The organism is Streptomyces sp. G5(2025) (assembly GCF_049542075.1).
GTDB lineage: Bacteria > Actinomycetota > Actinomycetes > Streptomycetales > Streptomycetaceae > Streptomyces.
Genome location: NZ_JBMUZT010000006.1, coordinates 242,380 through 262,465, shown reverse-complemented (window position 1 = coordinate 262,465; position 20,086 = coordinate 242,380). Strand labels below are relative to the sequence as shown.

Annotated in this window: 20 protein-coding genes and 3 pseudogenes; 12 read left to right on the top strand and 11 right to left on the bottom strand. The window is 71.3% G+C overall.

From position 1 onward, the window contains the following. Positions 1-68 precede the first annotated feature (68 nt). The 5 genes from ACOBQB_RS11875 to ACOBQB_RS11855 all read right to left on the bottom strand — a co-directional run bounded on the left by ACOBQB_RS11875 (position 69) and on the right by ACOBQB_RS11855 (position 2,932). Complete coding sequence (locus ACOBQB_RS11875; RefSeq protein WP_423591260.1) at positions 69-545, bottom strand: VOC family protein; 477 nt, start codon at positions 543-545, stop codon at positions 69-71. A gap of 115 nt (positions 546-660) precedes the next feature. Continuing rightward, entirely contained in the window at positions 661-1,458 is a 798-nt protein-coding gene (locus ACOBQB_RS11870; protein WP_423591258.1) for an arylamine N-acetyltransferase family protein, read from the bottom strand. A 260-nt stretch (positions 1,459-1,718) separates the two neighbouring features. After that, positions 1,719-2,102: a hypothetical protein gene (locus tag ACOBQB_RS11865; RefSeq protein WP_423591256.1), complete on the bottom strand. Its 384-nt coding sequence runs from the start codon at positions 2,100-2,102 to the stop codon at positions 1,719-1,721. Between the two features lie 78 nt (positions 2,103-2,180). Next, positions 2,181-2,558: a hypothetical protein gene (locus tag ACOBQB_RS11860; RefSeq protein WP_423591255.1), complete on the bottom strand. Its 378-nt coding sequence runs from the start codon at positions 2,556-2,558 to the stop codon at positions 2,181-2,183. After that, the gene (locus tag ACOBQB_RS11855) at positions 2,555-2,932 is read right to left on the bottom strand and encodes a hypothetical protein (RefSeq protein WP_423591253.1); all 378 of its coding nucleotides are present in this window, start codon (positions 2,930-2,932) and stop codon (positions 2,555-2,557) included. The genes ACOBQB_RS11860 and ACOBQB_RS11855 overlap by 4 nt, the downstream gene beginning before the upstream one ends. A gap of 416 nt (positions 2,933-3,348) precedes the next feature. On the opposite strand from ACOBQB_RS11855, the gene ACOBQB_RS11850 reads away from it, so the two are divergent. The 5 genes from ACOBQB_RS11850 (at position 3,349) to ACOBQB_RS11830 (ending at position 9,731) form a co-directional block, all read left to right on the top strand. After that, positions 3,349-4,536: an epoxide hydrolase family protein gene (locus ACOBQB_RS11850; protein WP_423591251.1), complete on the top strand. Its 1,188-nt coding sequence runs from the start codon at positions 3,349-3,351 to the stop codon at positions 4,534-4,536. A gap of 508 nt (positions 4,537-5,044) precedes the next feature. After that, positions 5,045-7,264, top strand: coding sequence for an MMPL family transporter (locus ACOBQB_RS11845; RefSeq protein WP_423591249.1), 2,220 nt, complete (start codon positions 5,045-5,047; stop codon positions 7,262-7,264). Positions 7,265-7,511: 247 nt separating this feature from the next. Continuing rightward, on the top strand, positions 7,512-7,841 hold the full coding sequence (locus tag ACOBQB_RS11840) for a hypothetical protein (RefSeq protein WP_423591247.1): 330 nt from the start codon (positions 7,512-7,514) through the stop codon (positions 7,839-7,841). Between the two features lie 193 nt (positions 7,842-8,034). Beyond that, on the top strand, positions 8,035-8,727 hold the full coding sequence (locus ACOBQB_RS11835; protein ID WP_423591245.1) for a restriction endonuclease: 693 nt from the start codon (positions 8,035-8,037) through the stop codon (positions 8,725-8,727). A gap of 155 nt (positions 8,728-8,882) precedes the next feature. Continuing rightward, positions 8,883-9,731, top strand: a complete 849-nt coding sequence (locus tag ACOBQB_RS11830; protein WP_423591244.1) for a peptidoglycan recognition protein family protein — start codon at positions 8,883-8,885, stop codon at positions 9,729-9,731. A 41-nt stretch (positions 9,732-9,772) separates the two neighbouring features. Here ACOBQB_RS11830 and ACOBQB_RS11825 read toward each other — a convergent pair. Next, positions 9,773-10,071: pseudogene (locus ACOBQB_RS11825) on the bottom strand (substrate-binding domain-containing protein); the annotation flags it as partial. On the opposite strand from ACOBQB_RS11825, the pseudogene ACOBQB_RS11820 reads away from it, so the two are divergent. Beyond that, positions 9,982-10,309: pseudogene (locus tag ACOBQB_RS11820) on the top strand (hypothetical protein); the annotation flags it as partial. The pseudogenes ACOBQB_RS11825 and ACOBQB_RS11820 sit on opposite strands and share 90 nt — an antisense overlap. 35 nt (positions 10,310-10,344) lie before the next feature. Here ACOBQB_RS11820 and ACOBQB_RS11815 read toward each other — a convergent pair. Then, the gene (locus ACOBQB_RS11815) at positions 10,345-10,734 is read right to left on the bottom strand and encodes a Dabb family protein (protein ID WP_423591242.1); all 390 of its coding nucleotides are present in this window, start codon (positions 10,732-10,734) and stop codon (positions 10,345-10,347) included. Positions 10,735-10,817: 83 nt separating this feature from the next. Here ACOBQB_RS11815 and ACOBQB_RS11810 point away from each other — a divergent pair, with 83 nt between their 5' ends. Genes ACOBQB_RS11810 through ACOBQB_RS11800 form a run of 3 tightly spaced genes read left to right on the top strand, consistent with a single transcriptional unit; the run spans position 10,818 to position 13,879 of the window. Further along, positions 10,818-11,444 carry a TetR/AcrR family transcriptional regulator gene (locus tag ACOBQB_RS11810; protein WP_423591240.1) on the top strand — a complete coding sequence of 209 codons (627 nt, stop codon included), beginning with the start codon at positions 10,818-10,820 and terminating at the stop codon, positions 11,442-11,444. 52 nt (positions 11,445-11,496) lie between these two features. Next, positions 11,497-12,276 (top strand): PTS sugar transporter subunit IIA, encoded by a 780-nt coding sequence (locus ACOBQB_RS11805; protein ID WP_423591239.1) that lies wholly within the window; start codon positions 11,497-11,499, stop codon positions 12,274-12,276. A 28-nt stretch (positions 12,277-12,304) separates the two neighbouring features. After that, the gene (locus ACOBQB_RS11800; protein ID WP_423591237.1) at positions 12,305-13,879 is read left to right on the top strand and encodes a PTS ascorbate transporter subunit IIC; all 1,575 of its coding nucleotides are present in this window, start codon (positions 12,305-12,307) and stop codon (positions 13,877-13,879) included. Positions 13,880-13,905: 26 nt separating this feature from the next. Here ACOBQB_RS11800 and ACOBQB_RS11795 read toward each other — a convergent pair whose 3' ends face one another. Continuing rightward, positions 13,906-14,850 carry a GlxA family transcriptional regulator gene (locus ACOBQB_RS11795; RefSeq protein WP_423591235.1) on the bottom strand — a complete coding sequence of 315 codons (945 nt, stop codon included), beginning with the start codon at positions 14,848-14,850 and terminating at the stop codon, positions 13,906-13,908. A gap of 84 nt (positions 14,851-14,934) precedes the next feature. On the opposite strand from ACOBQB_RS11795, the gene ACOBQB_RS11790 reads away from it, so the two are divergent. Continuing rightward, entirely contained in the window at positions 14,935-15,894 is a 960-nt protein-coding gene (locus ACOBQB_RS11790) for an NADP-dependent oxidoreductase (protein WP_423591233.1), read from the top strand. 10 nt (positions 15,895-15,904) lie between these two features. On the opposite strand, the gene ACOBQB_RS11785 is transcribed toward ACOBQB_RS11790, so the two are convergent. Further along, a complete protein-coding gene (locus ACOBQB_RS11785; RefSeq protein ID WP_423591232.1) occupies positions 15,905-16,804 on the bottom strand; it encodes an endo alpha-1,4 polygalactosaminidase in 900 nt (299 codons plus the stop codon). Positions 16,805-16,902: 98 nt separating this feature from the next. Next, the gene (locus ACOBQB_RS11780) at positions 16,903-17,784 is read right to left on the bottom strand and encodes an SGNH/GDSL hydrolase family protein (RefSeq protein WP_423591230.1); all 882 of its coding nucleotides are present in this window, start codon (positions 17,782-17,784) and stop codon (positions 16,903-16,905) included. 176 nt (positions 17,785-17,960) lie between these two features. Here ACOBQB_RS11780 and ACOBQB_RS11775 point away from each other — a divergent pair, with 176 nt between their 5' ends. Further along, on the top strand, positions 17,961-18,524 hold the full coding sequence (locus tag ACOBQB_RS11775) for an HXXEE domain-containing protein (RefSeq protein WP_423591228.1): 564 nt from the start codon (positions 17,961-17,963) through the stop codon (positions 18,522-18,524). 73 nt (positions 18,525-18,597) lie between these two features. Here the strand turns inward: ACOBQB_RS11775 and ACOBQB_RS11770 are convergent. After that, a pseudogene (locus ACOBQB_RS11770) lies at positions 18,598-18,918 on the bottom strand (cupin domain-containing protein); the annotation flags it as partial. A 196-nt stretch (positions 18,919-19,114) separates the two neighbouring features. Here ACOBQB_RS11770 and ACOBQB_RS11765 point away from each other — a divergent pair. Further along, entirely contained in the window at positions 19,115-20,065 is a 951-nt protein-coding gene (locus ACOBQB_RS11765; RefSeq protein WP_423591227.1) for a zinc-dependent alcohol dehydrogenase family protein, read from the top strand. Positions 20,066-20,086 lie beyond the last annotated feature (21 nt).

The window sequence follows — 20,086 nt, the reverse complement described above, 5'->3', positions numbered from 1 at the left end:
GTCGACGGCCTGCTGGAGGTCACGGCCTGCTGAAGGTGAGGGCCCGCTGGAGGTGACGGCCCGCGTCCCTAGGCCTTGCCGTCGGCCGCCGCCCGCAGCGCGGCCACGTCGAGCTTCTTCATGCCGAGCATCGCCTGCATGGCGCGCTGGGCCCGCTCGGCGTCCGGGTCGGCCAGCAGTTCGACGAGCGCGGTGGGCACGACCTGCCAGGACAGGCCGTACTTGTCCTTGAGCCACCCACAGGGCCCCTCCGAGCCGCCTTCGGAGAGCTTCGCCCAGTAGTAGTCGACCTCCTCCTGGTCGGCGCAGTCGATCGTGAAGGAGACGGCCTCGCTGAAGGTGAACTCGGGGCCGCCGTTGAGCGCCATGAACTCTTTGCCGTCCAGCCCGAACTCCACGGTGAGCACGGTGCCGGCCGGGCGCGGGGCGCCTTCTCCGTAGTACGAGATGTTCTTGATCTCCGAATTCGGGAAGACCGAGACGTAGAACTCGGCCGCCTCCTGGCCCTCGGTGTCGAACCAGAGGCAGGGTGTGATCGTGGGCATGGCACTCTCCTGTCGCGTACGCGCCGGACTGTCCGCGCTCTGCGGCGCTCGGTGGTGTTCCTTGCGGCGCTCTCTAGAGGGACCGTCGCACCGCCCGGAACTCATCGCCACACGGTCACCCGGTTTTCCGTACGCTTGGCTTTCGAACGCTCGGCTCCCGCTCCAGGCGCATGCCGAAGTGCCGCTCGTACGCCGCCAGCACCTCCGCCTCGGTGGTCAGTTCGGTGACGTGCCGCTCGCCGGCCACGGTGGCGGTGAGGGTGCGGCCGCTGAGGGTGAGCCGGCCGTCGTCCGTGACGATCGAGCAGACCAGGGAGCGGGTGAAGTGGGAGTCGGGTGAGGTGCGGTGGTACCAGGCACCGATCCTGAAATCGGGCAGCGCGCGCGGACGCGGGTCGAGCAGGTACTCCCGCTTGCCGTCCTTGAGCACCTCCAGATCACCTTCGGCGGTCTCCACGAGACGGAACGTGCCGCCGGGGTCGGCCTGCTCGCCCCGCTCACCGAAGGCGAGCGGCAGATGGCTGTGGGCGCCGAAACCGACGTCCGCGAGCCAGTCGCCGCCGTCCCGCGTGCCCACGCGCAGCGCCAGGTGGTCGTACGGGATACCGAGCCGCCCCGTGCCGTCGTACACCCGGGCCTGCGTCAGCGTGACGTTGAACCCGAGGGCCGTCAGGAGGGTGGCGAAGGCGCCGTTGAGTTCGTAGCAGAAGCCGCCGCGGCGCGCGTCCACGACCTTCGCGACCAGTGCCTCGGCGGTGAGCTCGATCTCCTCACCGAGGTGGACCGAGAGGTTCTCGAAGGGGATGGCGCGCAGATGGGCGAGGTGCAGCTCGTGCAATGCCTGGTCGGTGGGGGCGGCGGGGCGCGCGGAGCCGATCCGCCGCAAGTAGGCGTCGGTCTGTTCGATGTTCATGGGACCAGTGTGGTGGGGGAGCGGGAGGCGGACTAGGGGCCCCCGGACGTGCCCCTCTCGGACCTCGGTCCTAGGCCGTGTTCGCACCACCCGCCGCGAGCCGAACTGCCCGTCCGTCCGCGGCGGAGGAGAGACGGATCAGGCCGTGGGCGGCCTGGGGGTGGAAGGACGAGTACGTGACCGCCCTGGGAGACAGCGCAGCACTGTGACCTTGGCGGCGGCCTTGTCCGGCCGTGCCCGTGCGGCAGGCGCGTGCGGGGTCAGCCCCAGTCGCCGTTGATCCACGCGAGCAGGCGGGCGCGCTTCTTGTAGGAGCAAGGAGCGTAGGCGGCGCCGGACGTGACGTACGTTTCGGACCCGCCCCGCAGGTCGTGCCCGTAGTCGCTGGGGCCGTATTCGCCGTCGCGGTGGCCGTCCATGTCGTCGACCCAGTCGAGGAGACCGAAGTCGACGTCGAGGTTCTTGAAGTACCGGCCGGGATCGGCCGGTTCCACCGGTGCGGGACGACCGCCTGCCCTGGCGGTGAACCGGTCTTCGAGGCAGCCGTCGGAGCGCACGGGCTGGCCCAGCCACCATCCGGCCAGGAACACGGCGTACAGAGTGGTGACGGCGCCGAGGCGGCGCACGGTTGTCCAGGCAGGCATCCGGGGAGTGTCGCACGACATGAGGCCTGCGCCCGCGTCGGTGGCCATACCAGGTCACGCCCCGCCAACCCCACCTTTCTACAGCCCGTGACCCTCGAACCATGCGCGGATGCGGGGGCGTTCGCTCATGTCGTTGGTGCAGGCGGCGGCGTAAGCGGTGACGGTCCTGGTCAGTGTGGCGTCGCCGCCCTCAAGCTGCTCGTAGGACGGGTTCGGCGTCGGGTCGAGCGGGAGGGGGGACTTCGAGACGGATGGTGACGGGTACGCCGTCGGCGTAGGGGTGGGGGTGGGGGATGCTTCGGTTTCGTACTCCTCGATGACCCGGTCGAGGGCGGCTTGGTCGATGTGGCATTCGGGGGTGACGGGCTGGCCCAGGTACCAGCCCGCGACGAAGACCCCGTAGATCGTGGCGGCGGCGCCGAGGCGGCGCGGAGTGACCCGGCGGGAGGTGTTCACCGGCGGCCCCGTTCCAGAACACGGGCGGCGTCCCGCAGCGCCTGGACAGCGGCTTCGGTGTCCTTGGCCCGGCCGTCACGGATGAACTGGCAGGCGGTCGAGAGCGCGTCCTCCCGCACGGCTGCGGCATTTCCCATGGTCGCGGAAGGCCCGGTGCACACGCCGGGCAAAGGGTCCCCGGTCATGGACTGGTTCCCGGTGCCGTGGCGAGGGCCGACCGAGTGTTCGACGACGATGTTGTCCGGGCCCGCGCTGCCGCTCTGGTCGGCGGAGAGGGTGAATCCGGCGCCGAACGCGGCGGCGCTGAAGGCCGCCGCGGTTCCGACGGCGGCGCGGAGGCTGACCCGGCGTCGCCCGGGCGGTGTTGTGCTCATGTCGAAGGACCCTACTCGCAGGTGCGTGGGGGCAGCCGGAGCTTGAGGCGGGGGCGGGTGAACAGGGCTTGGGGCCCGTGTCGTGGCCGATGCGTTCCGGATCGCCGCTGTGCCGGGCCGCCCCGGGCGACAGCCTCCACAAGGTCCTGTCGACCACCTGGCGGCGCGTCCGCGCACGTCAACTCCCGGGTGACGTACGCCAGTACGTGTGTATAGTCGCCGGAGACGTACGCGTCCCGCGCGAAAAACCAGGAGGTGAGCCCGATGACCATGCAGCACACGCAGCACCCTTGCCGGGCCCTCCTGGCCGCAGTCCGCGCCTGACCCCTGTTCCTCCGGAACACCGCCAGGCCGCGCCGCCCAGGAGAACCGCCCACCGCGATCGAACACTCCTGAGCGAAGGAAACGAAACACCCTTGAACACCACGTCTGTGCAGGCCCCTGTCCGCGACTTCCGGATCAGCGTCTCCGACGACGTCCTGGACGACCTGCGCACCCGTCTGCGACGCACCCTCTTCACCACGGCCACCGACCCGACCTACTGGGCGGCGGGCACCGACCCGGACTACCTGCGCGACCTCGTCGCCCACTGGGCGGACGGCTTCGACTGGCGTGCCGCGGAAGCCGCGCTCAACGCCCACCCGCACCGCATCGCCGAAGTCGCGGGCACCTCCGTCCACTTCGTACACCTGCGCGCGGCGCGCCCCGAAGACGCCCCCGCCCCGCTGCCGCTGGTCCTCACGCACGGCTGGCCGAGCAGCTACGTAGAGATGCTGGACCTCGCCCGGCGGCTCGCCGACCCCGGCAGCCACGGCGGCGACCCCGCCGACGCCTTCGACGTGGTCGTGCCCTCGCTGCCCGGCTTCCTCCACTCCGGGCTGCCCACGGGGACGTTCACCCGCGAGGGCGTCGCGGGGATCTGGCACGCGCTGATGACCGAGGCCCTCGGCTACCGGCGCTTCGGTGCCTTCGGCGGCGACATCGGGGGAGGAGTGACACAGTGGCTCGGCGCCCGCTTCCCCGGGGAGGTCGCCGGCGTGCATATCACCTCCGCGGTGGTCTCCGCCGACTTCGACGCGGATCCGCCGACCGCCGAGGAGCAGGCCTACCTCGACCACCTTGCCGCGTACGACCTCGACGACCAGGGGTACAGCGAGATCATGTGCACCCGGCCCGACACGATCGCCGCCGCGCTGCGGGACTCCCCGGCGGGACTGCTCGCCTGGATCATCGACAAGTACCGCGACTGGAGCGACTGCGACGGCGACCTCGAAGCCCGCTGGGACAGGGACACCCTGCTCACCGTCGCCACGCTCTACTGGTCCACCGGAAGCATCGGTTCGTCGTTCCGGCAGTACTACGACTACGTACGCCACAACAGGCCGGTGCCGCCCATCTCCGTCCCCGGCGCCGTCACCCTCAGCCATGAACCGGCCAACCGGGACTTCCCGAAGAGCCTCGCCGAGCGCGTCTTCACCGACCTGCGCCACTGGAGCACGCCGCGCAACGGCGGCCACTTCATGGCGTACGAGGAGCCCGAACAAGTCGCGCGTGAACTGCGGGAGTTCTTCCGCCCGTTGCGGACCGCCGACTCCGAGGGCTGACGGCTCCGAGAGCTGACGGCTGAAACTGGCCATCCGCATGGCGGGGAAGTCGTCTACACGCATTCGCGACAAGCCGACCACCGGACCGGGCCGCACCGCACGGGACCGGGCCGCACCGCACGGGACCGGGCCGCACCGTACGGGACCGGGCCGCACCACACCGCACCGGCCCGCACCAGGGTGTCCCGGCCCGCGGGCACATCGGGACATCTTGCAAGTGCGCGGTGAAGGGGAGCCGAATATTCCGCGCCAATGACGACGAAACCGTTGACACGTGACTGCACCCTGTGGCCTAGACGACGTCCTCGGCTCTCCTCCCAGGGGATGACACTCCACCGCACGCAGTACAGCGACCGTGGGCCGATAGTCCGACTCGCAGGCGGACTTCCGCCTCCGGATCGGCGGTGAGTATGGAGAGGCATCCTGCTGGACCCCCTGACGTGCGGCGATCGCACGTACCGGGGGGGTCGTTTCCTGCCTGCCCAACCCGACGGGAGTCCCCTTCGCCGTGGCTACGTTCCTGTACAAACTAGGCCGCCTCGCCTTCCGGCGACGCCGTTATGTGGCGCTGCTCTGGGTGGCGCTCCTCGTCGGTGCGGGCGTCGCTGCCTCGACCGCTCCCGCCCCGCCCGAGGACTCCTTCTCGATGCCGGGGACCGAGTCGCAGAAGGCCTTCGACCTTCTTGAGAAGCGCTTCCCCGACGCCAGCGCCGACGGCGCAAGCGCCCGCGTCGTCATACGCGCCCCTGAGGGCCAGAAGATCACCTCCGCCGACTCGAAGGCCGAGGTCGCGAAGATGGTCGCCACCATCGGCAAGGGCTCGCAGGTCGCGGGTGTCGAGGACCCGTATGAGGCGAAGACCGTCAGCAAGGACGGCACCACGGCCTACACCTCGGTGACGTACAAGGTCGCCGCCCCCGAACTCACGGACAAGTCGCGCGACGCCCTCACCAAGGCCACCGACGAGACCCGTGACGCGGGCCTGACCGTCGAGACCGGCGGCGACGCCATCATGGCCGAGCAGGAGATGGGCGGCAGCGCCGAACTCATCGGCATCGCGATCTCCGCCGTCGTCCTGATCCTCACCTTCGGCTCGCTGGTCGCCGCGGGCATGCCGCTGCTCACCGCGATCATCGGCGTCGGCATCGGCATCTCCTCCATCGGAGCGCTCGGCAGCGTCCTGGACCTGTCCGCCACCACCTCCACGCTGGCGATGATGATCGGCCTCGCCGTCGGCATCGACTACGCCCTCTTCATCGTCTCCCGCTTCCGGGCGGAGATAGCCGAGGGCCGCACACCGGAGGACGCGGCGGGCCGGGCCACCGGAACCGCGGGCTCCGCCGTGGTGTTCGCCGGGCTCACCGTCGTCGTCGCCCTCTCCGGCCTCGCCGTCGTCAACATCCCGATCCTCACCAAGATGGGCCTGGCCGCGGCGGGCACCGTGGTCGTCGCCGTCCTCATCGCGCTCACCATGATCCCGGCGCTGCTCGGCTTCGCCGGCCGCAAGGTGCTGCGCCGCAAGGACCGCAAGAAGTCCACGAGTGAGCTCCAGGACCCGAACGCCAAGCCCAAGCTCGGCACCCGCTGGGCACGCTTCGTGCTGCGCCGCCCGCTCGCCGTCCTGCTCGTCGCGGTCGTCGGCCTCGGCGCGGTGGCGGTCCCGGCCACCAGCCTCGAACTCGGTCTGCCCGACGAGGGCACGGCGGCGCCGGACAGCACCCAGCGCAAGGCGTACGACATGCTGTCCGAGTCCTTCGGCGCGGGCTCCAACGGCCCGCTGATGGTCACCGTCAGCAAGGACTCCGGCGTGGCCGAGGCCGCCAAGACCGTCGGCGAGAAGCTCGCCAAGGTCGACGGCGTCGTCGCCGTGACGCCCCCCACGCCCAACAAGGCCGACAACACCGCGATCATGAACATCGTCCCCGAGACGGGGCCGAGCGATCACGAGACCGAGGAACTGGTCAAGTCGATCCGTTCCAGCGCCCAGGACATCGGGTCCGACACCGGCTCCGAGATCCTGGTCACCGGCCAGACCGCGATGACCATCGACTTCTCGCAGACCCTGGACGACGCGCTCCTGCCCTACCTGGGCCTGGTCGTCGGCCTCGCGTTCCTGCTCCTGATGCTGGTCTTCCGTTCGATCCTGGTCCCGCTCAAGGCCGCGCTCGGCTTCCTGCTCTCGGTGGCCGCCGCGCTCGGCGCAGTCGTCGCCGTCTTCCAGTGGGGCTGGCTCGCGGACATCGTGGGTGTCGACCAGCCGGGCCCGATCATGAGCATGATGCCGATCTTCATGATCGGCGTGGTCTTCGGACTCGCGATGGACTACGAGGTCTTCCTCGTGACCCGGATGCGCGAGGCGTACGTCCACGGGGCGAGCCCCGGCGAGTCGGTCGTGACCGGCTTCACCCACGGCGGACGGGTCGTGGCCGCGGCCGCGATCATCATGATCAGCGTCTTCTCCGGCTTCATCATGGAGAACGACGACATGATCAAGATGATGGGCTTCGGCCTGGCCGTCGCCGTCCTCTTCGACGCCTTCGTCGTCCGCATGGCCATCGTCCCCGCCGTGCTCGCGCTGCTCGGCAAGTCCGCCTGGTGGCTGCCGCGCTGGCTGGACAAGGCACTGCCGAACGTCGATGTGGAGGGCGAGAAGCTGCACAGGGTCCTCGGTGACACGGCCTCGCCCGAGGTGGAGACCGACCGGGAGCTCCAGCCTGTCGGCAGGTGACACAGCCGTTCCACCACCGAGCGGGCCGCTCGGGGCACCCCTTCGGGGGAGCGCCCCGGCCGGCCCGCTCGGTCTTTCCGTCCGGGCGTTCTGTCCACCCGGGCGTTCTTTCCGGCCCGCTCGGGGGGCCGACCGCAGCTGTGCCCCTCTTGTGGGGGATTTCGCTCCCCGGGGAAGCGAGAGACGTTTGTTCAGCTGGTGGGTTTCTCCGAAACCAGCGGTCCCTTCGAGGAGAGGAACTCCGACCATGCGTGCACTGAGGCGTTCGGCGAAGATCGCCGTGATCACCGGGGCGGCGGCGCTGATGGCGGCGCCCGGTATGGCCACGCCGGCCCAGGCAGCGGAGGGGACGTTCTTCTACACCCGTGCCGACACCGGAGCCGAGACCTTCCTCGGCTCGACGCCGACCGGTCCGTGCGTCGCCATCCCGGGCGGCGCGCGCCAGGCGACCAACGACACCGACACGGATGCCCGCCTCTACACGAACAGCAGCTGCACGTCGGCCAGCAGGTTCCTCGGGTCCCGGGAATCCGACGCATACGCGGCGCCGTTCCCGACGTTCGTCAAGTTCGGCTGAGCTCGTCCGCGTCCACCGCCCGCCCCCGCGCTGCCCTGTGTGCTGTTCGCTGTTCGGTCACGCGACTCGTCGGGCACGCCGTGAGCCGTGCGGCCCCTTCGGCCCAGGGGACCGCCGAGGCCCTCTTGCCGGATCCGGGGAGGCCTTTCACACTGCGGGTCACAGGTTGGGGGAGCGGGGGAGCGGGGGACTGGTGGCGGCACGACGGCGAGGCCGGCGGTCGAAACGGCGCACGCGCCAACAGGTGCAGGGCTGGGGTGGGGCGGCGGTCGCGGTCGCCGTGCTGGGGGTGGCGGGGAACTGGTCGGCGGTGTGGCCCGTACTCGTGGCGATGCTCGCCCTGGTCGTGGCGGGCGGCGCAGGGTGGGCGCTGTGGCGCACGCACCGTCACGCGGTCGGGCGTGACCGGCAGTGGCGGGCGGACGAGGAGGCCAGGGCCCGGGAACTGTCCATGGCGGAGGTCGACGCCCTCTCCTGGCAGGAATTCGAACGGTACGTCGCGGACCTGTGCCGCCGGGACGGCTGCACAAACGTCATCGTCAGCGGCAAGAGCGGCGACCTGGGAGCCGATGTCGTCGGCTATCTCACCGATGGCCGCAAGGTGGTCATACAGTGCAAGAAATACGCGCCGCACCGCAGCGTCTCCTCACAGGACATGCAGATGTTCGTCGGCACCGCCCGCTTGGAGCACGGCGCGGATGTCGCTCTGTTCGTCACGACCGGCCGCACGTTCACCAAGGCCGCGCTGGGTCTGGCCGTGCGGCAGAACATCGTGGCGCTCCACCGCGACTTGCTGGGAGCCTGGGTCAAAGGTGCCCGTCTGGAGACGCTGATCCCCTTGAACGGACGCGGAGGCGGCACATCAAGGAGGAGATCGCCCGCCTGACTCCGGCGCGGCGCCCCGGCCTGACAGACGGTGCCGGCGCTTCTCCGGAGCCCGACGCCCAACGCCCACGGCCCACGGAAGTCGAAGCCAGGGGGCGGGGCCCCATGTGGCGTAGCCGAAGGGCACGCCCGCCGGGCCCGGGGGAGAGTGGTGCCATGCGTGTCCTCCCCGCACCCACCGCGCATCGCGTCCCCCGCGCCGTGCGCGTCGTGCTGTGCTGGGTGCCGGGCACGGCCGCCCTCGGGCTCCTGCTGGTGTGTGCGGCGGGCATCGACCCCGCCGTGTCCGCGGCCTCAGCCGGTGACGGCAGGGTGTCCACGTCGACGGTCGTCTCCGGGCGCCGTTCCGTGATGCCCGCCGCCGCGGTCCCGGCGCGGCGGGCGGCCACGGCGTTCCGGGCGGCGCGCCCGCGCATCGTGCCGCGCGAGGCCTGGCTGGCGCCGGGCACGCCCGAGCCGCCGCCCGCCCGCTACGCCGACCGGGTCGAGGCGCTCTTCGTCCACCACACCGACTCTCCGAACCGCTACTCCTGCGCCGACGCGCCCCGCATCATCCGCTCCCTGCACGCGGGCCAGGCGGGCAGCCGGAAGTGGGACGACATCGGCTACAACTTCCTGGTGGACCGCTGCGGCACGCTGTACGAGGGTCGTGCGGGCGGCGCCGAGCGGCCGGTCGTGGGGGCGCACACGCAGGGGTTCAACCAGCGCTCGGCGGGTGTCGCGGCGATCGGGACGTTCACCGCGGGGACGCCGGTGCCCCGAGCCATGGCCGACGCCATCGCGGCCCTGGCCGCCTGGAAGCTCGGCCTCGCCGGCATCGACCCGCGCGGCGCCGCGCTGCTGGTCTCCAGCCACAACATGAGCCGGTTCCCCGTCGGCACCGACGCGGTCCTGCCCACCGTCGCGGGCCACACGGACGGCTACCCCACGCACTGCCCCGGCGCCGCGCTGACCGCCCGGCTGCCCGCCATCAGGGACGCGGCGGCACGCCTTCAGGGACGCTAGCCGGCCATCGTGCCCGTCCCTCTCGGCAGCCGGGGCCGGGGCTACCGGGAGGGCGGCGGCGCCGTACTGTCGCGCAGCACCAGCCGCGTGGGCACCAGCGTCGTGCCGCGCTCGGCCTCACCCTGCGGACCTGGCGCAGCACCCCCGCCACAGAGCGCCGCCCGACCTCGGCGAAATCCTGGTGGACGGTGGTGAGCGGCGGCAGGAACGACCCGGACTCGGGGATGTCGTCGAAGCCGATCACGCTGACATCCTCCGGCACCTCGCGGCCGCGCTCGCGCAGCGACCGCAGCAGACCGAGCGCCATCTGGTCGTCGGCCGCGAACACGGCCGTGCAGTCGACTACCAACAGGCTCTGCGGGGCGACTAGTTCTGGGCCTCCTTGAGCCGCGTCTCCCTCTTCCTCGCGGTCCAGGTGCCGCTCATGCTCGGCATCGCCCTGCTGGTCCCCCTGGCCCTGGACAGCGGCCGCCTGTACGGCAAGGACTTCTTACCGTGGCCGCCTCGCCGATGTGGGCTTCATGTACGGCAGCCGGTCCGGGCTCGTCGGCGACATCAACGGCGCCCTCGTCATCACCGCCAACGCCCTGAGCAGCGCGCCCGGGACGGGCCCTCAGGCCGCCAGTAGCGGGCCGAGTTCGGCGGCCCACTCGGGGTAGAGCGCGGCCTTCTCCTCGTGCAAGGCGAGCGTGTCCTCGGCCAGGGTCGGCGTCATGTCGTCGGACAGGTCCGGGCCGACGGCGATCCTGGCCAGGTGCGGCATGATCTGCGGGTCGCCGGCCAGGTGGACCGGGTCGTGCATGTAGCGACGCAGGGCCGCCATATCGGCGATGCCCACGCAGGAGGCATGCGTGAAGCCCTCGGGATCTCCGAGGTTCTGGCCCACCGTCGAGAACGAGACCGACTCGACGGCGGCCGTGCGCCGCATCACCGCGAGTACGCGCTCGCGATCCTCCTCGGTCGCGGTCTCCTTGAACGTGAAGCGCAGCATGTGGACGATCACCCTGTCCCACCCTTCTGATGTCTGTATCTGAACCAATTGGTTCAGAAATTCTTTCTTACTGGTTCAATCGCTATGCTGAACCCATGGGTTCAGAAGTGTCAACGGGGGGCGGACGTACCGCCCGTGGACGGATCGAGCGGCGGCAGGCGATCCTGGACGGCGCGTTCGCGGTCTTCGCACGTCGTGGCTACGCCCAGACGTGCGTGAAGGAGATCGCGCAGGAGGCGGGCGTCGCGAAGCCGACCGTCTACAGCCACCTCAACGACAAGGAGAGCCTCTACCGCGAGGCCGTAGAGGTCGCCGCTGACCGGATCGGCGCGCAGAGCCTCGCCGTCGTCGAGCAGCTGCGCGAGGTTCCAGCGGACAGCGACCCGCGCGCGCCCCTCACGACCGTGGCCCGCGGCCTGACGCGGGCGTTCAGCGCCCCGGACGCCCGCGCCGTACGGCAGTTGGCCTGCGCCGAGGCGGCTCAGTTCCCGGACCTGGCGGTGCGCGTACGCGAGCGCACAGCGCTTCGGGTGCGGTCCGCCCTCGCTGACCGCCTGGCCCGCCTGGCTCTCGCCGGCCGCCTGCGCCCGTGCGACCCGGAGGTCGCCGCCGAGCACTTCCTCTCCCTCCTCACCGGCCCGTTGGAGTACCGCCCCGACGCCGACCCCGACACCGTCGCGGCCCATGCGACAGACGTCTTCCTGCAGGCCTACGGAAAGTGACCGCGACCTGCCACCTCGTCGGGGCCCGCGTGCGTCGGCGAGAATCACGCGCATGGCAGCGCTGAACGAAATCCTCCCCGCGGAAGCCGTCCTCCTCGACGCCCCGGCGGGCAACTGGCGCGAAGCCGTCCGGCGCGCCGGTGACCTGATGGTCGCGACCGGCGCCGCCACGGACACGTACACCGCCGAGATGATCGAGAACGTCGAGCGGAACGGGCCGTACATCGTCATCGCCCCCGGCCTCGCCTTCGCGCACGCCCGCCCCTCGCCGGCGGTCCTCGGCACCGGCATGTCGTGGGTGCGGCTCGCCGAGCCCGTGGAGTTCGGGCACGAGACCAACGACCCCGTCGGGTTGGTCGTCGGCCTCGCCGCGAAGGACGCCTCCGAGCACACGGCGGCGATGGGCGCGCTCGCCCGGCTGCTCGCGGACCCCGACACCGCACGCGCCCTGCGCGAGGCCCCCACGCCGCGGGCCGTGCACGCCCTCCTGTCCGGCGAACCTCAGGGCGCACGCCCGAGGCAGGCGGCGGTACGCGACACCGGCGACCCGCACAAGATCCTGACCGTGTGCGGCAACGGCGTCGGCACGAGCCTGTTCCTCAAACAGACCCTCGAAGGCGTCCTGGACCGCTGGGGGTGGAGCAGGTACGTCACCGTCGAGGCGACGGACACCATCTCGGCCAAGGGCAAGGTGAACGAGGCCGTCGCCATCCTCACCTCGCGGGAGGTCGCCCGGATGCTCGGCGACGTCGGCATCCCGGTGAAGGTCGTCGAGGACTTCACCAGCGCGGCCGAGGCCGACCGCGTCCTGCGCGACACGTACGACGTCTGACGGCCCGGGCAAGGAGAGAGAAACCACCATGGACTGGCTCGTGTCGACCGCCGAGTTCCTCGTCGACGAAATCCTCAGCCAACCCGCCTACCTCATCGGCCTCATCACCGCCGCCGGACTGATCGCGCTGAGGAAGTCCGCCGGACAGATCGTCGGCGGCGCCATCAAGGCGACGCTCGGCTTCCTGCTGATCGGGGCGGGCGCCACCCTCGTCGTCGGCGCCCTGGCCCCGCTCGGCGAGATGATCCAGGGCGCCACCGGAGCGCACGGCGTGATCCCCACCAACGAGGCGATCGTCGGCATCGCCCAGGAGCAGTACGGTGCCCGCGTCGCCTGGCTCATGATCCTCGGCTTCGCGGTCAGCCTGCTCCTGGCCCGCTTCACACCCTTGCGTTACGTCTTCCTGACCGGCCATCACATGCTGTTCATGGCGACGCTGCTGACCATGGTGCTCGCCATCTCGGGGCAGACGTCCTGGGTCGTGGTCGTCGTCGGCGGCGTCCTGCTCGGCATCCTCCTGGTGGCGATGCCGGCCTTCGCGCACCCCTGGACGAAGCGTGTCACCGGCAACGACAACGTGGCCATCGGCCACTTCGGAACGGCCGGCTACATCGCGGCGGGCGCGACGGGCCGGCTCGTCGGGCGCCGCAGCCGCTCCACCGAGGAGATGAACCTCCCCGAAGGGCTGCGGTTCCTGCGCGACTCGATGGTGGCGACCGCCCTGTCCATGGTGCTGATCTACGTCATCATGTCCCTCGTCTTCCTCGGCAAGGTGGGCAAAAAGGCCGCTCTCAAGGCGTTCGGCGAGAACGGCGCGGCGGGCGCGGGAGGCGTCGGCGACTACGTCATGCACTCCGTGATGCAGGGCCTTCAGTTCGGCATCGCCGTCGCCGTGATCCTCTTCGGCGTCCGCACGATCCTCGGCGAACTCATCCCCGCCTTCCAGGGCATCGCGCGCAAGCTGGTGCCCGGGGCGGTGCCCGCGCTCGACGCGCCGATCGTCTTCCCCTACGCGCAGAACGCCGTCCTCGTCGGCTTCATCTCCAGCTTCATCGGCGGCCTCGTCAGCCTCGGCCTGCTCGCCTGGATCTTCCACCCCGCCTTCGGAATCGCCCTCGTCCTGCCGGGCCTCGTCCCGCACTTCTTCACCGGTGGCGCGGCAGGCGTCTACGGCAACGCGACCGGCGGCCGCCGCGGCGCGGCCCTCGGTGCCTTCGTCAACGGCGTCCTCATCACCTTCCTGCCCGCGCTGCTCCTGAAGGTCCTCGGCGCCTTCGGGGAGGAGAACACCACGTTCGGTGACGCGGACTTCGGGTGGTTCGGCACGCTCATCGGGTACGCGGCGAAGGCGGGCGAGGCCGGTGGCGTCACCCTGATGCTGCTGATCGGCCTCGCCGTCCTCCTTGGGGCCGTCGTCGTCCAGAAGCGGGTCGTGGAGACGGGCTGGGACCCGGGCGCCCACCGCGACGCCCTGCTCCCGCCCGCCGAGGTCCCCGCCGCCGCGGCCGTGACCACGCCCGGCACCCCGGTGACGTACGACAAGATCGCCCCACCGCGCGGCGCACCGAAGCCGCCTCCGCCGCCGGAGGGGGAGGAGAGGTGAGGGGGCAGGCGGCAGCCCGGAAGAGGTCAGCAGGCGCCCGTGGTGCGGAAGGTGTGGCGGTACGCCTGCGGTGAGACGCCGATCGCGGCGTGCAGATGCCGGCGCAGTGACGCGGGCGTCGCGAATCCGACCCTGGCGGCGATCTGCTCGACGGGCAGGTCGCTGGACTCCAGCAACTCCCGCGCCCGCGCGACCCGCTGCTGGATCAGCCACCGCCCCGGGCTCATCCCCACCTCGGCCCGGAACCGGCGGGCGAATGTCCGCAGGCTCATCCGGGCGTGCCCGGCGAGGTCGGTCAGCGTCAGCGGCTCGTCCAGCCGTCCGAGCGCCCACTCCCGTGTCGCCGCCGTCCCCGCTGTGGACGGTTCGGGCACCGGCTGCTCGATGTACTGTGCCTGCCCGCCGTCCCGCCACGGCGGCACCACGCACCGGCGTGCGACGTGATTGGCCACCTCGCTGCCGTGGTCCTTGCGTACGAGATGCAGACACACATCCAGGCCGGACGCGGCCCCGGCCGAGGTGAGGACGTCGCCGTCGTCGACGAACAGCACATCGGCGTCCAAGGCCACGCCGGGGAACAACTCCCGGAACCGGTCCGCCAGTTGCCAATGCGTCGTGGCGGGGCGCCCGTCGAGCAACCCGGCCGCGGCGAGCGTGAAGGCGCCGGTACAGATGGACACGATGCGCGCTCCGACCGCGATCCGCGCGAGCGCGTCCGCCACCGGAGCCGGGAGCCGCGAGGAGGCCGGAGCCGACGCGTACGGGGGGATGACCACCGTATCCGCGTCGGCCAGCGCCTCCGGCCCCCGGTCCGGGGTGATCGCGAAGTCCGCGGACGTGCGTACCGGGTGGCCGTCGACCGTGCAGGTGACCACCTCGTAGCGGCGCTCCGCGGCGCCGAAAACGCGTTGCGGGATGCCGAGTTCGAACGGATAGACCCCGTCGAGCGCCAAGACGACCACACGATGCATGGCGCGATCGTATGGCACGATCATATCGGAGAATGACCTTCATGCCACTGCCGCCGGATGCGCGGGAGCCGCAAGCTGGGGCACATGAACGACACCCTCCCCACCATGCGAGCGATCACTCAGGACATCCTCGGCGGCCCCGAGGTGCTCAAAGAGGTCCGGCTGCCCCGGCCGGTGCCCGGACCCGGCGAGATCCTCGTCCGCGTCCACGCCGCCGGGGTCAACCCCACCGACTGGAAGCACCGCAGCGTCCCCGGGCTCTTCCTCGGCGAGCCGCCGTTCGTCCTGGGCTGGGACGTCTCCGGCGTGATCGAGACGACCGGCCCCGGCGTCACCCTCTTCAAGCCGGGCGACGAGGTCTTCGGCATGCTGCCGTACCCCTACGGAGCGGGCAGCCATGCCGAATACACCACGGGTCCCGCCCGCGCCTTTGCCCGCAAGCCGGTCGCCGTCGACCACGTGCAGGCCGGCGCCCTGCCGCTCGCCGCTCTCACCGCTCGGCAGGCGCTCGTCGACACCGCCCGCATCGAAGCCGGCCAGCGGGTGCTGATCCACGCGGCGGCCGGAGGCGTCGGCCACCTCGCCGTGCAGGTCGCCAAGGCCCAGGGAGCCCACGTCATCGGCACGGCAAGCGCGCCCAAGCACGACTTCGTACGCGCTCTCGGCGCCGACGAGGTCCTCGACTACCGCACCACGGACATCGCCGAGGCCGTCCGCGACGCCGACGTCGTCCTGGACGCCCAAGGCAGCGACCACGCCCTGCGCTCCCTGCGCAGTCTGCGCCGGGACGGCATCCTGGTCTCCCTCCGGCTCGATGACGGCACGCGGGCGCTCGCCGAGGAGGCGGCCCGGCTCGGTGTGCGCGCGGAGGTCATGCTGGTCGAGGACGACCACGCCGGGATGTCGGCCATCGCACGCCTCGTGTCCGAAGGCCGGCTGCGCGCCGAGATCGCCGGTACGTTCGAGCTGGCGGACGCGGCGAAGGCGCACGAGCTCGGCGACACGGGACGCACCGCGGGCAAACTGGTGCTGACCGTGCGGTGAGGCCGGATGCTCAGCAGTGCCGGTACACGTACCCCTCCTCACCCGCAGGACGGACATCACGGTCGCGCAAGGTCACCGACAGCTCCTCGCCCCAGGAGCGGCAGGCGGCGGTGAAGTCCTTCGTCTCGTACTCGACGTCGAAGACCCTCCCGTCGTACGCCTCTTCGAAAGCGCGGCACTCCTGATAGCGGGCGCACTCCTCGGTCACGGCGAAGTCGAAGCCGATGGTGCGGTGGCGGTCCAGCAGGTCGGTGGTGTTCTTCTGGGCGATGGCCAGGCCCTCGTCGTGGGACCGGCGGGCGAGGAGGCGGGCGAAGGACGCCGCGTCATCGGTGGTGAGCAGGCCGTCGGAGCGTTCGTAGGAGTCGAGATTGTCGGGCTCCACCGCGTCGAAGCCGTCCCGCGCGCAGCCCTCGATCCACTCGCCGACGACATCGGCGAGCGCGGATCGCTTTTCCTCGGTGGAGATGTCCAGCAGGGGCTCCTGCCAGTCCTCGTCGACGACCGTCCGTCCGTCCTCGTCGCGCAGCAGCAGGCCGGGGTGCTCGCGCTGCCACCAGCGTGCCGCCTGCTTGCCGGGCTGGGCCTGGAAGGCGTTGACGTAACAGATGTTGTAGCGGCCGGGGGCGGGGTCGGCGGTGCGGTCCCGGGAGACGGCTCGTACCTTCGACGGGGGCCGGTAGGGGCCGCCCAGTTGATAGTCGAAGGCCGCGTCGGCGGGCGGTCGGCGGACGGCGTCGCCGGAACCGGAGGGGTGGCCCGCGGAGGTGCCGGACCCGTCCCGGCCCGGCGCGTTCGACGAGCAGGCGGCGAGAGGGCCGAGGGCGGTGAGGAGCAGCACGGCGCCGACAGCGGCTCGTAGGGTCCGCCTGGAGCGGTTCTTGCTGGTGGGCCACTTGATTCCGGTCACCGGACCAGGATCGCAGCCGCGCGGAGCCGGCCCGTACGCGGGTCGTCCGGTATGGACGGGTTCGCCGGGCGGGCGGTGCCGCACGCCCGGCGTCCCGGTCAGGGCAGGTTCAGGACCTCGGCCGTCCGCGCGGCCATGCCGGCCTCGCCGGCGGCGTTCGGGTGCACGGGTACGAAGTTGGTGCCGAACAGCACGGGCTCGATCCACCGTTCGCCCGCCGGGCGGCAGGCGTCGTGCGTGTCGGAGGCGGCGGCCATGTCGACGAACGTCGCGCCGGTCTCGGACGCGGCGCGCCGCGCGGCCCCGTTCAAGTGGGTCTGGAGGTCGCGCAGGTAGGGGATGTCGCCTTCCGCGACGGGCATCTTGGCGAAGCAGCCGGGGACGGCCTTCGCCGGGGTGATCCACGGGTAGCCGAGGATCGCGACCTTCGCCTTCGGCGATCTGGCCTTGATCTGGTTGAGGGAGGTCTTGATCGCCGGGTAGGTCTTGGACTCGATCTGGTCCTTGAAGGTGGTGCCATACGTGTCTTTGCAAGGGCTGCCCTTGCCACCGGAGAGGATGCCGGAGCTGCCGCAGGCGAGGATCGCGTTGATGAACGTGTTGTTGTCGTTGCCGCCGATGGTGAGCGTGACCAGTTCCGTGTCGCTCTTCAGCGCGTCGAACTGCGGGGCGACGCCCGGGTATTGCGCCGCGGTGAAGTCCTTGGTCCGGGCTCCGCCGCAGGTCACGTCCGTCAGCTTCGCGCCGAGGGAGGCGGCGAGGAGGTGCGGGTAGTTCTTCGACGTGCGGGCGCACAGGAGCGGGGCCCCGGGATCGAGGGGCAGTACGCCCGACCCGGCGCTGTAGCTGTCGCCGAGCGCGACGTAACGCAGTGGCTCCGAGGCGTCGGCGGCGGCCGGTCCCGCGCCGAGGCCGAGCGTGGCGATTCCGGTGACGGCGGCGAGGGCCGCGACGGTCCGATGCTGTGCGGGCATCCGCATGGACGTACTCCTCCGGGCGTGTGGGGGGTGGGGGCCCCAGGGTCCGGGCAACGTAGTGCACGACGTCAACCGCCCACTACGCGCGGGGGTGCGTGTCCCGGGGCGGTCCTTTGGCATGCGAGTGACAACCAGCCCCGGGCCGGGGCGACGAGCAGGGGCTGGCAGACTTTCCGACCATGAGCAGAGGTGAAATGGCTGCGAGCGGCGGCCGAGTCGGCGTCGGAGTGACCTTCGGGCTGCTGGCCGCGTGGGCACTGCACGACGCGGAGGAAGTGGCCATGGTGCCGGGCTGGGCCCAGGGCCGGGTGCCTGAGCTTCGTGAGCGGTTCCCGGGTGTCCCGGAGCGCGTATGGCGGCGGTTGGAGTCCATCGACCGGCGTGAGTTCACGACCGCCGTCGCCGGGATGGGCGTCGTGGTCGCCGCGGCGGCCGCCGCCGGGCACCGCACCGGCGGACGCTCCGCCTTCTACCAGGCCGCTCTGAACGGCTTCGGGCTGCACGGCGTGGTGCATCTGGCCCAGGCCGCCGCCGTCCGCGCGTACACGCCCGGCTCCGTCACCTCACCGTTGGTGGTGATCCCCTTCGCCCTCTGGGCCCGTGGGCGGCTGCGGGACGCGGGCGTGCTGCGTCCGACTCGCCCCCGCGACGCCGCACGGGGCCTTGCGCTCGCCGCGGTGGCCACGGCAGGGACACATATGCTCGCGCGGCGCCTCCTCCGCGAGAGGCGGACCGTGTCCTGAACTCGCTCACACATGTCGGCACCGCCCGACCGGCCATGGGTGGCGTCCCGCCCTGGGCGACGTGGGCAACTACCTCGGCGTCCGCCGTACCGGGGTCGGGCAGTTCGGGCCAGGACCCGTCGGGCTCCAACTGGACGTTGTCCAAAGGGCTCAGGGGGTGATCGGCGAGGCCGTGGCCGTACCCGTGGGCCAGGAAGACGACGTCACCCGGTCCAAGGCGCAGTGGATCGGCGCCCTCGGGGCCCAGCAACCAGGCCGAGCCCTGGAGCACCACGTGGAAACCGGCGCCGTCGGACTCGGGGAACCGCACGCCCCACGGTGCGCGCTTGACGGTGCGGGAGGAGTGGGGGCGGCCGGTGCGCATGGCCGCGATCACGTCGCTGAGAACGTCCATGGACGTACCGTACGCGCGACCGCTGAAGACGAGCAGGGAGGGCGATCAGCGGAGACGATCAGACATGAACAGGCGGCTTTGAGACATGGATCGTCTCGTCTGCGCCTCCTAGGTTCTTCTCCATGACAACTCTTCTCTTTCCAAGGCAGTTCTCTTCCACGAGCTCGGCGGCCCCGACGTCCTGAAGGTCGAGGACGTGCGGTTGCCCGCGCCGGGTCCCGGCGAGGTCCTCTTCAGGGTGGAGGCGATCGGGCTCAACCGCGCCGAGGCGCTGTTCCGCGCGGGTGTCTATTACTACCGGCCGACGCTGCCCGGGTCCCGGCTCGGGTACGAGGCCGCCGGCGTGGTCGAGGCGGTCGGCGACGGCGTCACGGCGTACCGGCCGGGCGACCCGGTGATGGCGGCCGCCAACTTCGACTTCGGCGTCCACGGCGTCTACGGCGAGCGGGTCCTGCTGCCCGAGGCCTCGGTGGTCCCCAGGCCGGCGGGCGTCGACGCGGTCACCTCCGCGGCCGTGTGGCTGACGTACTCCACCACGTACGGCGCCCTCGTGGAGACGGCCGGGCTGGCCCCCGGCGACCATGTGGTGATCACCGGCGCCTCCAGTGGGGTCGGCACGGGCGCGGTCCAGACGGCCCTGCGGCTCGGCGCGATCCCGATCGCCACCACCCGCGGTGAGGCCAAGCGGCGGCAAATTCTGGAGCTGGGCGCGGCCCATGTGATCACGACGGACTCCGAGGACGTGGTGAAGGAGGTCCGACGGATCACCGGCGGCAAGGGCGCCGAGGTGGCCTTCGACGGGATCGGCGGCCCCGGTTTCGCGGCCCTCGGCGACGCACTGACGCCGGGTGGCACGGCAGTGTTGTACGGCTGGCTGGACCCGCGCCCCATCGAGCTCTGCATGAACTGGCCACAGACCGTGCACACTTACGCGAACGGCGTCCTCGCGGGCTCCGAGGGATACCGTCGGCGGGCGTCCGCGTTCATTGGTTCCGGACTGGCCGGCGGCACGCTGGCCCCCGTGATCGCGGAGACCTTCCACGGACTGGAAAGCATGCCCGACGCACATCGTCTGATGGAGTCGAACACGCACACAGGGAAGATCGTTGTGACCCTCGACCGGACCACCTCTCCTCGATCTCGTTGAACAAGCCAGCGGCTCTCGAAC